Here is a 10,808-nt window from a genome sequence, read left to right as displayed (position 1 = left end):
GACTTAAAAGATCGATTCTAAAAAGCCTTTTTGCACAACAACTTCTGCTTTTTTCAAGCAACAACTCTGGGGGTCAATTTAAAATTGGCGAAAGGGGGTCAAATTTATTGGTATATGCACATTACCTTTAAATCTATCAAAGCAGAAAAACCAGCCTGATGAGCCATAATCTGACCAGTATGCTCAAATCGATGTGATACGACTGCTATTACATTTTTTCCTTTTTTTAAATAAGATGATATATTAATGCTTGCATATTGAGGACCACTATTTTCGAAGCGTACCGGTCCACGCATTACATACTTCCCATTTATATAAACAGCGAAGCGATTATACGCAAATAGGCTTAATAATGCACCTGAACTGGGATTTATAACATTAAAACTCTTTCTAAAAGCAACATGCAAATCAACATTCTCACTACTATCCTGGGTATTCCATATATAGCTTTTATCAAGGATTTTTGATACTTTATCCTGACCGTAGGATGAGTTACCAAATGTTCCAAACACGAAAAACAGCATTAAAAAAAATTCGTTCTTAAAGATGTTTTTTGTCTTGAATTTTAATTCCAGCAACCTTGCTTTAGGTCGCGACTTATTAGTTAAGAAAGTTTTCATCTGTAAGATTTAAAATATACTAATTGCTAATTCACATGCGCTTCACGATTTTTATTGATTAAATGGTAACACAATTAAGCAGCCATTAATGAGCGACTAGCGAAGGTGCACAAAGACCCAGTATTGGCGTCCGGTTATGATGTCCGGACGCACTAGCTGAGTAAAACCAAACTAACCAGTTGGAAATATTTTGGAAACTGGATTAAAGTTGCCGATCACAGGTAGAATTGTATAAACCTGCAATGCGGCAATTCTAATTTATTTTTTAGATACATTAATTAATATCCTGGATTTTGAGTTAACAGGTTGTTTAAATTAAGTTCATCCTGTGGTATTGGAAATATTAATCTGTTTGCCGTTACATTAAATGCTAAAGGCGAAATATCAGGACGCGTAGGTTTAAGTTTAGCACCGTAAGCATTCATTACCGTAATTGCCTGCCCGGTACGTACCAAATCAAGCCAACGGTGATTTTCAAAAGCCAACTCCACACGACGTTCTTTAGCAATCGCTGCCCGTAAATCTGTTTGGCCAGATAGAGCATAAGTTGTAATACCTGCCCTTGTTCTAACCTGATCTAAGTAGGTAATGGCTTCTGCATTTTTACCTTGTTCATTCAAACTTTCAGCCAATAATAAAAGGGCATCCGCATAGCGGTAAACTGGCCAGTCATCATTAGTATTATTATATTGAAAATGAGGAAGATTTAGATATTTTTTTACATAAACTTGTTGCACCGTATTGCCAGAACCATCTATATAAGAAGTTGCAATAGATACCGCTTTACGTTTGTCATTTGCTTCGTATGCAGCAATTAAATCTGCAGAAGGAACATTCCATCCACCGGTTGTTTGATTGTTACCAACAATTCCGGTAAGGTTAACGGTTTGACTTGCAGCTGGCAATAACTGGTAAACAATACCATTTTGCAGCCCGAAATTACCTTGCAGATATTGAACTTCAAAGATAGATTCTGCATTGTTTTTATTTGCTGGTAGAAAAATAGAAGCATAATCCGGTAACAAACTATAGCCCAATGTGGTTACTTCTTTCAATACACGTTCTGCATCGGCATATTGTTTCAAGGTCATATAAACATAACCCAATAACATTTTCGCAGCACCTTTTGCAACCTGACCCTTAACTACAGGTGTGTTGGGCAACAAGTTAGCTGCATCCGTTGCATCAGCAAGAATTTGCTTATAAACATCCGCTTTTGGCGCACGAGGCAATTTTGTTTCCGCAACATTATTTACTTCCGATAAATCGGTTAAATATAAAGGCACGTCGCCGTAATATTGTACCAGTTCAAAATAGTAAAAAGCCCTGAGAAATTCTGCCTGCCCTTTTAAGTTACTTTTTAAAGTTGCGTTAATGCTTGAGGCATCAATTCGCTTTAAAACTGCATTGGCACGCGAAATGCCCTGATAACAAAACACAAACTTATTTTTAGTATTAAAATTATTTGGCACATCGATAAAGCTGGCGATTTCATATTTTGAAATAAATTGCCCGCCCGAGATGGTTGCATTGAAAACGTAATTGGCATTATCTGACCGCATTTCGCCCATTACATAAGCATCGTTATAAAGGCCAAGTAATGAGGCATAAATGCCGGTAACGGCCTGCCTGTAATCATCCTCCGTAATATAAGATAAGTTTGCAGTTACCCTGGTTTTAGGCTCTAGTTCCAAAAAGCTTTTCTTGCACGCACTGCATACCATCAGCACTAGTGCAATCATGAGTATTTTTGTTTTCATGTTATTTTTTTTATCAAACATGTTCATGATTATTTAAGATTAAAGTTAATGCCGAAGTTAAAAGTACGTGGTACAGGATACGTGGTATTATCAATACCTTGAACTAAGCCTGTTGAATTGCCACCATAGCTGTTAACCTCAGGGTTTGCGCCATCGTATTTTGTAAATACGTAGAGTTGTTGCACACTTGTATATACCCTTAAGTTTTTAAGATATTTATTGTCTTTTATTGGCAATGTATAACCTAATGTTACGTTTTTGATGGTTAAAAAACTACCATCACTTACCCAGCGTGAGTTGGTGTTCCTTTCGATAGTGTAAGCACCTGCTCTCGGATGAATGCCATCGCCGGGATCCTGAACAGATTTCCACCTTTGCGCAACATCTTTGGTTACGTTGAAAACACCATCCAGATTTTGAATATACTCCAGCGTTCTGTTTTGAATATCGTTGCCATAAGAACCTGAAGCTACAATTGAAAGGTCGAAATTTTTGTAAGACAAGTTATTGGTTATACCAAAAGTAAAATCCGGATTAGGATCACCAATAACCGTTAAATCTTTTATATCTACCACACCATCGCCATTTACATCGGCCATTTTTACCGTACCTACAGCAGAGGTAACGTATTTAGGTGAAGAATTAAAATCTTGCTGATCTTTGTAAACACCAAGAAATTTATAACCGTAAAATAAACCGATTGGGCTGCCTACCTGGTTAATGGTTGGGTTATTAGGATCTCCGCGTGGCAAAAGGCCAACATAAGGATCAACATTTACAACTTTATTTTTAATAAATGTGATGTTAAAATTTGTCGACCATTTAAATGCGCCAACAAGGTTTTGGCTAGAAATAGCAAACTCATGGCCGGTAAATTTAAACTTGCCTGCATTAGTAGTTACTGATGAAAATCCAGTTCCAGTAGGTACATCCACATTTAATAGCATGTCGGTCGTTATCTTATTAAAATAATCGTAGCTAAGAAATATTCGGTTTTTAAACAAGCCTAAATCAAAGCCGACATCCAGTTGCTTGGATTTTTCCCAGGTTAAACTGTTATTTCCAATATTACTCAAGGCATAACCCGGAGAAAGTGTACCATTGTATGGGTAATTGGTAGTAGCGGTATTAACTAAATAGCTGTAGTTACCAATATTAAAATTTCCGTTTAAGCCGTAACCTGCCCTTAACTTCAGATTGGAAACTGCGGTTATGTTTTTCATAAAATCCTCATCGCTTACGTTCCAGCCTGCTGATACAGCGGGGAAATTACCGTACTTTACATTAGGCCCAAAGCGTGATGAACCGTCGCGACGGAAGGATGCAGATAATATGTATTTTCCTTTGTAATTATAGTTTAATCTGGAAACAAGTGAGGCTAATGACCATTCTTGTGTGTCGTAAGTTGGGATAAATTGCGTGGCTGCTGCTAATGATTGAACCTTATCATTCGGGAAACCAGTTGCATCAACATTGCTATAATCACTATGGTATTTTTGTGCGGTATAACCCACCAATACATCCAGGTTATGGTCGCCAAAGGAACGGGTATAGTTTAAAGTATTTTCCGTTAACCAGGAATAGTTTACAAAATTACGCTCGGTGGCGCTGGTTAAGTTTGGTGGTGGCGCAAATAAGGAGCCGGCTGTTGAGGGGCTAAAACGATTATATTGCTGGTTGGTGTAATCGATGTTTACACTGGTTTTAAAATTTAAGCCCTTTATTATTTCAACATTTCCAAAAGCATTAGACAAAATACGCCCGGTGCGGGTGTTGTTTTTTACTTCCTGTGCCACCCTGTACCAGTTTGGATTAGGGAACAAACCTGTTGATGTAGCCGTTAAAGGCAATGAACCATCAGGGTTAATATATGGCGCTAATGGCGATGTGGCAATGGCATTTTGTATAATACCACCCCCAAATATGTTACCATCGGTATTTGGCGTATTATTAGTGGCATAACTTGGCGCTACATTTAAACCTATAGTAACTCTATCATTAAATTTATATTCTGAATTAAGACGTACAGAATACCGTTTATAATCCGAATTAATAAGCACTCCCTCTTGACTGATGTAACCAATAGTGGCCGCTGTGCTTAATTTATCTTTCCCACTGGTTAACGATAAGCTGTAATTCTGTATAGGTGCTGTTTGCAAAAGCACATCGTACCAATCGGTACCACCACCACGATATTGTGCCGGATTCTGGTATTCAGCCGGAACACTTGTGGCCAAACCTCTACTTATTTTATCAGTATATAACTCTTTTTGAAACTGAGCAAATTCTTCGGCATTCATCATATCCGGACGACCTTTTTCAGGTACAGATTGTAATCCGTAAAAAGCATTTAAACTAATGTTAGATTGCCCTTCTTTTGCTTTTTTGGTTTGCACAAGGAATACACCATTTGCAGCCCTCGAACCATATAGTGCAGTAGCCGATGCATCTTTTAACACCGTAAAACTCTCAATTTCATCGGGATTAATGTTGCTGATGTCGCCAACAATTGGAAAACCATCCACCACATATAGGGGTTGGCTACCTCCGCCTATTGATAGTGCGCCCCGAATCCGTACCGACATACCCTGTCCAGGTATACCACTGGTTTGGTTGATTTGCACACCAGCAATTTTACCTTGTAGTTTTTGTGAAAACTGCGTTACTGGCAGGTCTTTTATCTCGCTCGCATTAACCGTACTTATCGCACCGGTAACATCACCCCTCTTTTGCGTACCAAAGGCCACAACAACCACCTCATTCAAAGTGCTGCTTTCTGGTTGCAGCGAAATATTTAAAATAGTTTGTTCGCCTACAGTTACCTCCTGCGTTTTAAAACCAAGGTATCTAATGGTAAGTACAGATGCTTTACTATTTACATTGATTCTAAAATTACCATCTCCATCTGTACTGGTACCATTTGTAGAACCTTTTTCCATAATTGAAACACCAACCAGGGGAAGGCCTTTTTCGTCTTTTACAGTACCAGAAACGGGAATGATAAGTTGCGCTTTAGCACTAGAGATAATAATAAGTTCATTATTACGCACCTCATATTTAAGAGTGGTCTTGCTGAGTAGCGATTGTAATATTTCATCTACTGATACATTTTTCAGCTCGATTGTATTGTTTTGATAATCCGGTTTGAGTAGTTCATCATTATATAAAAAACGATAATGCGAAACGCTTTCAATTTGTTTAAGGGCTTTTTTTAAGGATACGTTTTTTAAAGAAATATCCATCTTTTGCTGTCCGAAGCCTTTTGAAAAGACTTGCGTAGAAAATGCCAGCACTAGAATGATAATAAATTTAAACATAATAAGAACCTTATATAGCACACTTAGCCGTACCTCCTTGGTGCGGTAATAAAGATTTTTCATACTTTTGTGTTTGGGTTGGTTTATAATTTGGTTTCGAAAGGACCGATATGTAGATACATACCTAATTTAAGACGGGGGATGCGCTAACATTTCCCGTTTTTTTTGTTTTGTGAAGCTATTTATTCATAGGCATTTTTAATAAAGGGTTATGTGGTTTTTGATTATTTTATAATGGAAATAGCTGGCCGACTGCAGTTCTGACAAAGCCTGCTCAATGGTTTCAGTTTTAAATTGCCCTGTGAATTTTTTCTCTCGTAGTGTAATAGATTCAATGCTGATACCAATGTTATACCTCCGCTCCATTCGCTTTATCAAATCCACCAGGTTTTCTTCGTCAAAAGCCAGTATATTTTCGGTCCACTGTACTTCTACCGGATACTTTTGATTAACAACCGGATGAATTTTACGCAAGCTTATCAAATCAATATCATCGGTCGCCGAATTAGCATTTGGTTCTTTGGTATTTTCATTTTTCACCAAAACTTTTTCCATAGGCCGAACGATAAATTCTTTTTCCGGGTTTTTAAGAACCGTTAAATCTATGCGTCCGGAAAGCAATGTAGTTTCCGTTATCTTATCATTAGGGTAAGCACGTACATTAAAGGTTGTGCCTAATACTTTAATGCGAACAAATGGTGTAGTCACTAAAAAAGGATGGCGGGCATCTTTCGTTACTTCAAAAAAAGCTTCGCCTGTTAAAAAAACTTCCCGCTTGTTTGCACCAAAACTTTTCTTGTAGGTAATTTTGCTCCCCGAATTTAAAAAAACACGGGTTCCATCCGAAAGCTGAATTTTACTCATTGCACCCATTGGTGCTACAATTACATTGATTCGATTACCGTCTTCATTTAATCCGGAAATATACATATAAGCTGAAGCAACTACTAACAGTGCTGCGGCGTATAAGGAACCATATAAAAAATGCCTGTATTTTTTTTTGATGGGCCGCTTTTCCTGTGGTTTTATTAGTGAAGCACTTTCTGCCAGAAGCAGTTTTTGCTCAAATTTTTTCCAACGGACTTCTACATCCTCTTTTTCTGCTCCGCCATTTTTAATCCATGTTTTCTCAAGGATATCAAATTGATATTTACTCGTTGGGTCTTCTTCCAAAAGCCTAGCTAATTGACGTTGTTCATCAGCAGTAGCTTCGCCTGAAAGTTTTTTACTGATGAGTGTCCAGATTTTGGTTAGCATAATAGCACAGTTGTCTATGTCTATCTATTTAGACCAGAAAAATAACAAACACCCTAGTGTAAAAAAAAATTAATTTGATGATATTTTGTCGACACTGATTTTATAAACGGAAAAGGATTCTTCAGCCAGGTTTTTTGCAATGCTTCTTAAAGCATTACCCATATGATATTCAACCGTTTTTATCGATATATTTAAATGCAAGGCAACGTCTTTGTATTTCATCCCTTCATTTTTAACCAATTTATACACATTATGGCATTGCAAAGGTAAGGCGTTTACAGCCTGTTCAATAATTTGCATCGTATCTGCTGCGTAAAGCTGTTCCTCACCATTAGGTGCATTATCCTGAATGTCTACATGGATATCTTCCATTTGAACAACATCTCTTAAGTAGGCATTTGATAAATGGTTTAGCGACCGATTTTTTACAGAGGCATACAGGTAACTTTTGAAATTGACAATTTCAGTTGCATGCGCCCGGTTTAGCCAGATTCTTAAAAACACATCATCAACAATTTCTTCTGCCACTTCATTAGACTTTACAAAAGAATACGCAAAATTTAGTAAGGTAGTGCTAAAAAAAATATACAATTTCTTTAGCGATGAATGATCATCATCCATAGACATTCTGGCCAATAAAAACCGTATTTCAGCTTCGCTCATAATTGAATGAATAAAATACTGTAAAGTATAGTGACTGTTTAGAAACAAGTTGCTATAAACAAACAGCAATATTTGGTTATCGAATGTATGTATTTTTTTATAACTAACAATATTTTAGCTGCTATTTTAAGTTAATAAATACAATTAAAAATGCCTATTTCACCTTCTGAGGTTAGTTTTTGTCAATATGAGCGTAGTCTTTGTCAATATGAGCGTAGTCGCAATTTTAATTGCAGAGGAGAAATCTTTTTACTTGATTTGTACGAGTTAGAATTTTTTGATCAAATCCATTATTTAACATTCGTTTGTCAAAGTAAATTAGCAGGTTTTTTTAAATGTGTACCAAATAATTATTTAATCTCAAATATGAGTTTATCAATGCAGTTTTTAAACAATTTGACTGATAAAAGTAGATCGAATGTTATAATGGCAATTATTGAGCAGATTATTCCAATTAATACATCAAGTACATAATGATGGCTATTATAAACAGCAGCAAACCAAATTCCGAACATAACGGTAGCGAAAAATAAATTGATAATGCCTAATCTATTTTTTATACTGTAATAGAAAACAATAATTGGGTAAGCAGAATGCAAAGAAGGCATTGCTGCAAAAACATTAGATCCTTTACTGTAAATCCCTTTAAAAAGACGAATATTAAAATAATGGTCAAACCTAACTAAACCGCCAGTATTTCCTGCTGTTTTAGCAATAAACTTAAAGCCATGTTCCTGAACGTACCATGGAGGTGCAGCAGGGAAAGCATAGTAAATTGCAAAACCCAAAAGATTAACCCATACAAAGGTGAGCGAAAAATAAACGAACTGTTTTTTGTTTTTGAAAAAAAGATAGGTAGCAAAAATTAAAGGAACCGGTATCCACATAAGGTAGAAAAAACCAGTAATTACATCCAAAAAATCATTTGTATTAAGTTTCCAGTATTCATTCGGGGTTATCAGCAATCCATCAAAATTTATTCCGAATAATTTTTTCTCCATTTGATATAAATCCTCAATATGAACACGGTTAAAAAGATAATTTGGAAAGGCTTTCATGTAATCGAATAAAATCCAATAAACGATAAAAATTGAAAAACCTAAAATAAACTTCCTTGTTGCAGAAGAAATATAAAAAAGTGAATTAAAAATTAATAAAAGTATTAATTGATCAGTTTTAAACCCAACCAAAATAAAAGAAAGGAAAAGGTAACTCAGGGAAATAATTGAAGTAATAATAATTGTTTTAAGCTGGTAAAATGAATTCCCCGGAATCATATTTTTTTGCATATTATTTTTTATCAAAATTGGAGTGGAAAATATTATCCCAAAAGGTCCAACTTACACCATAACCCTTGCTAGAATCGGAATAATGGTGTAACATGTGATGATGTTTTAAACGTTTCCAAAAGCCGCTTTTAAAATTGGCATGATGTAATGCATAATGAACCATATCATAAAAAAGATAACCGATCATAAATCCGGAAAAGAATGGATAAACTTTGGTGTCAGGTAATAACCAGTCGAATAGAAAGTAAAAGCCTAAAGCCATTGGAATGCTAGCTGATGGTGGCATTACTAACCTATTTGCATCATTCGGATAATCGTGGTGTACGCCATGAAATACAAAATGAATCTTTTTACCCCATTCTACATCAGGTTCGAAATGAAATACAAACCGGTGTAAAAAATATTCAGTTATTGTCCAGATAGCTAATCCCAGTATAAACCAGCTAACAAAATTTATAACCGATATATCTGTTTCTGCAAAAGATTTATAAAACAAATAAGCAATAACCGGAACATAAACAATTAAGGGTACATAATACTTAACCTTCGAAAGGCTTTCCATAAAACCGTTATTGAACATCCTGATAGATGCTGATGAATTTGAAACAAAATTCTTTTTCATAAATTCAAATTTTAATCCTTTCAACTAATAATTTTGATGGATCGTTTGCATCAGATCCTTTAATTTCTACATATTTTACGTTGGGTAACCAAAAAGTACCTCCCTCAATTCTCAAAAAAATACGGTCAACCCGCATCTTCTTTTTATTAATTGTTGCAAATACATGGTATCGTTTATCGGCTGCTGATTTATTAAGATACATTGGCAGTTTTTTATGTGATGTAAAACGAAGTTCGAACTGGCCATTACCCAAATGCTTACTCAAAATTCCATAAGCAAATTTCCGTTGAATGTAGCTCAGTTCTTTCTTTTCGCCTTTATCCCCGTAACGCATCCAGAAAATATTAACGGGATCAGAGATATTAACCTCACCATGATTATCTACATTTAACTGGCAAATTATGGTATTTGTATTCGGATCGCGTTGCAGATAAAACAATTGATTGGAGATGTCTTTTGGTACCGGAAATGTGATTGGTGATGGATCTTGTGCCATAACCGAATTATTTGCACCAAACAATCCAAAAGAAACCATAAAACCAATAATCAAGGCGGCTTTGTGTCCAATTTGTCTTTCTGCTCTTTCTTTAGCCTCCAGGCCTTTCTTCGCTTCCTGCAGCCTTTTTACCGCTGTAATATTGGTTAATAATGCCATTAAAGTTATCGGCAGGGTAAATATCGACATCGTTTCAAAAACATGGAAAGAGATTCCCGGAATATAAACTTTATAATCGCCGCCAATAAAATGCCCTGCAATACCACAAGCAATTGCAAAAACGCCGATAGTTACCACGCGTTCTGGGCGCTGCATTAAGCCACCTTTACATTCAACCCCAAGTCCTTCGGCTCTGGCCCTGGTATAACTTACCATCATAGAACCAATTAACGCAATAAAAGCAAAAAGAGAACTTAAAAAATAATGATGCGCCACCAGGTAATAGCATATACCTAAAAACATAATCATTTCACTATAACGATCAAGTACCGAATCATAAAGTGCACCAAACTTCGAGCTCATATTTCCTAATCTTGCTACCTGTCCATCAAGCATATCGAACAAACCAGCAAAAAGAACAAGTGCTCCGCCCCAACCAATGTAAGACATATCACCTCGGTTTGTTTTTTCTGCTCCGAGAACAAAAATTACCGCCACACCGATATTCAGTACCAAACCAATGGTTGTTACGGCATTTGGTGTTAATCCTATTTTAATTAATCCCTTTACAAATGGGTTAATTACCTTGTATATACCCTGCTGAAGGCTATCTCTTAATTTCATA

Annotated in this window: 8 protein-coding genes; all 8 read right to left on the bottom strand. The window is 36.1% G+C overall.

Features of this window, described 5'->3' with window-relative positions; genetic code table 11:
* Nucleotides 1-104: 104 nt before the first annotated feature.
* The 8 genes from IEV50_RS10005 to IEV50_RS09970 all read right to left on the bottom strand — a co-directional run bounded on the left by IEV50_RS10005 (nucleotide 105) and on the right by IEV50_RS09970 (nucleotide 10,807).
* Nucleotides 105-620 carry a hypothetical protein gene (locus tag IEV50_RS10005; protein ID WP_188413657.1) on the bottom strand — a complete coding sequence of 172 codons (516 nt, stop codon included), beginning with the start codon at nucleotides 618-620 and terminating at the stop codon, nucleotides 105-107.
* A gap of 278 nt (nucleotides 621-898) precedes the next feature.
* A complete protein-coding gene (locus IEV50_RS10000) occupies nucleotides 899-2,380 on the bottom strand; it encodes a RagB/SusD family nutrient uptake outer membrane protein (protein ID WP_188413655.1) in 1,482 nt (493 codons plus the stop codon).
* Nucleotides 2,381-2,409: 29 nt separating this feature from the next.
* Nucleotides 2,410-5,760, bottom strand: coding sequence for a TonB-dependent receptor (locus IEV50_RS09995; protein ID WP_229746694.1), 3,351 nt, complete (start codon nucleotides 5,758-5,760; stop codon nucleotides 2,410-2,412).
* Between the two features lie 135 nt (nucleotides 5,761-5,895).
* Nucleotides 5,896-6,954 (bottom strand): FecR family protein, encoded by a 1,059-nt coding sequence (locus tag IEV50_RS09990; protein WP_188413653.1) that lies wholly within the window; start codon nucleotides 6,952-6,954, stop codon nucleotides 5,896-5,898.
* 69 nt (nucleotides 6,955-7,023) lie between these two features.
* Complete coding sequence (locus IEV50_RS09985) at nucleotides 7,024-7,617, bottom strand: RNA polymerase sigma-70 factor (protein ID WP_188413650.1); 594 nt, start codon at nucleotides 7,615-7,617, stop codon at nucleotides 7,024-7,026.
* 350 nt (nucleotides 7,618-7,967) lie between these two features.
* Nucleotides 7,968-8,906 (bottom strand): phosphatase PAP2 family protein, encoded by a 939-nt coding sequence (locus IEV50_RS09980; protein ID WP_229746693.1) that lies wholly within the window; start codon nucleotides 8,904-8,906, stop codon nucleotides 7,968-7,970.
* Between the two features lies 1 nt (nucleotide 8,907).
* On the bottom strand, nucleotides 8,908-9,528 hold the full coding sequence (locus IEV50_RS09975; protein WP_188413648.1) for a sterol desaturase family protein: 621 nt from the start codon (nucleotides 9,526-9,528) through the stop codon (nucleotides 8,908-8,910).
* Nucleotides 9,529-9,532: 4 nt separating this feature from the next.
* Nucleotides 9,533-10,807: a DUF4833 domain-containing protein gene (locus IEV50_RS09970; protein ID WP_188413642.1), complete on the bottom strand. Its 1,275-nt coding sequence runs from the start codon at nucleotides 10,805-10,807 to the stop codon at nucleotides 9,533-9,535.
* Nucleotide 10,808 lies beyond the last annotated feature (1 nt).

It is taken from the genome of Pedobacter mendelii (assembly GCF_014635725.1).
GTDB lineage: Bacteria > Bacteroidota > Bacteroidia > Sphingobacteriales > Sphingobacteriaceae > Pedobacter > Pedobacter mendelii.
Note: the sequence above shows the minus strand (reverse complement) of the source record. Positions and strands in the feature narration are given on the sequence as shown.

Excerpts from the sequence above, each read along its gene's own strand:
- IEV50_RS09995 (WP_229746694.1), bottom strand. The coding sequence starts at position 5,760 with ATGAAAAATCTTTATTACCGCACCAAGGAGGTACGGCTAAGTGTGCTA.
- IEV50_RS09990 (WP_188413653.1), bottom strand. The coding sequence starts at position 6,954 with ATGCTAACCAAAATCTGGACACTCATCAGTAAAAAACTTTCAGGCGAA.
- IEV50_RS09975 (WP_188413648.1), bottom strand. The coding sequence starts at position 9,528 with ATGAAAAAGAATTTTGTTTCAAATTCATCAGCATCTATCAGGATGTTC.
- IEV50_RS09970 (WP_188413642.1), bottom strand. The coding sequence starts at position 10,807 with ATGAAATTAAGAGATAGCCTTCAGCAGGGTATATACAAGGTAATTAAC.
- IEV50_RS09980 (WP_229746693.1), bottom strand. The coding sequence starts at position 8,906 with ATGCAAAAAAATATGATTCCGGGGAATTCATTTTACCAGCTTAAAACA.
- IEV50_RS10005 (WP_188413657.1), bottom strand. The coding sequence starts at position 620 with ATGAAAACTTTCTTAACTAATAAGTCGCGACCTAAAGCAAGGTTGCTG.
- IEV50_RS09985 (WP_188413650.1), bottom strand. The coding sequence starts at position 7,617 with ATGAGCGAAGCTGAAATACGGTTTTTATTGGCCAGAATGTCTATGGAT.
- IEV50_RS10000 (WP_188413655.1), bottom strand. The coding sequence starts at position 2,380 with ATGAAAACAAAAATACTCATGATTGCACTAGTGCTGATGGTATGCAGT.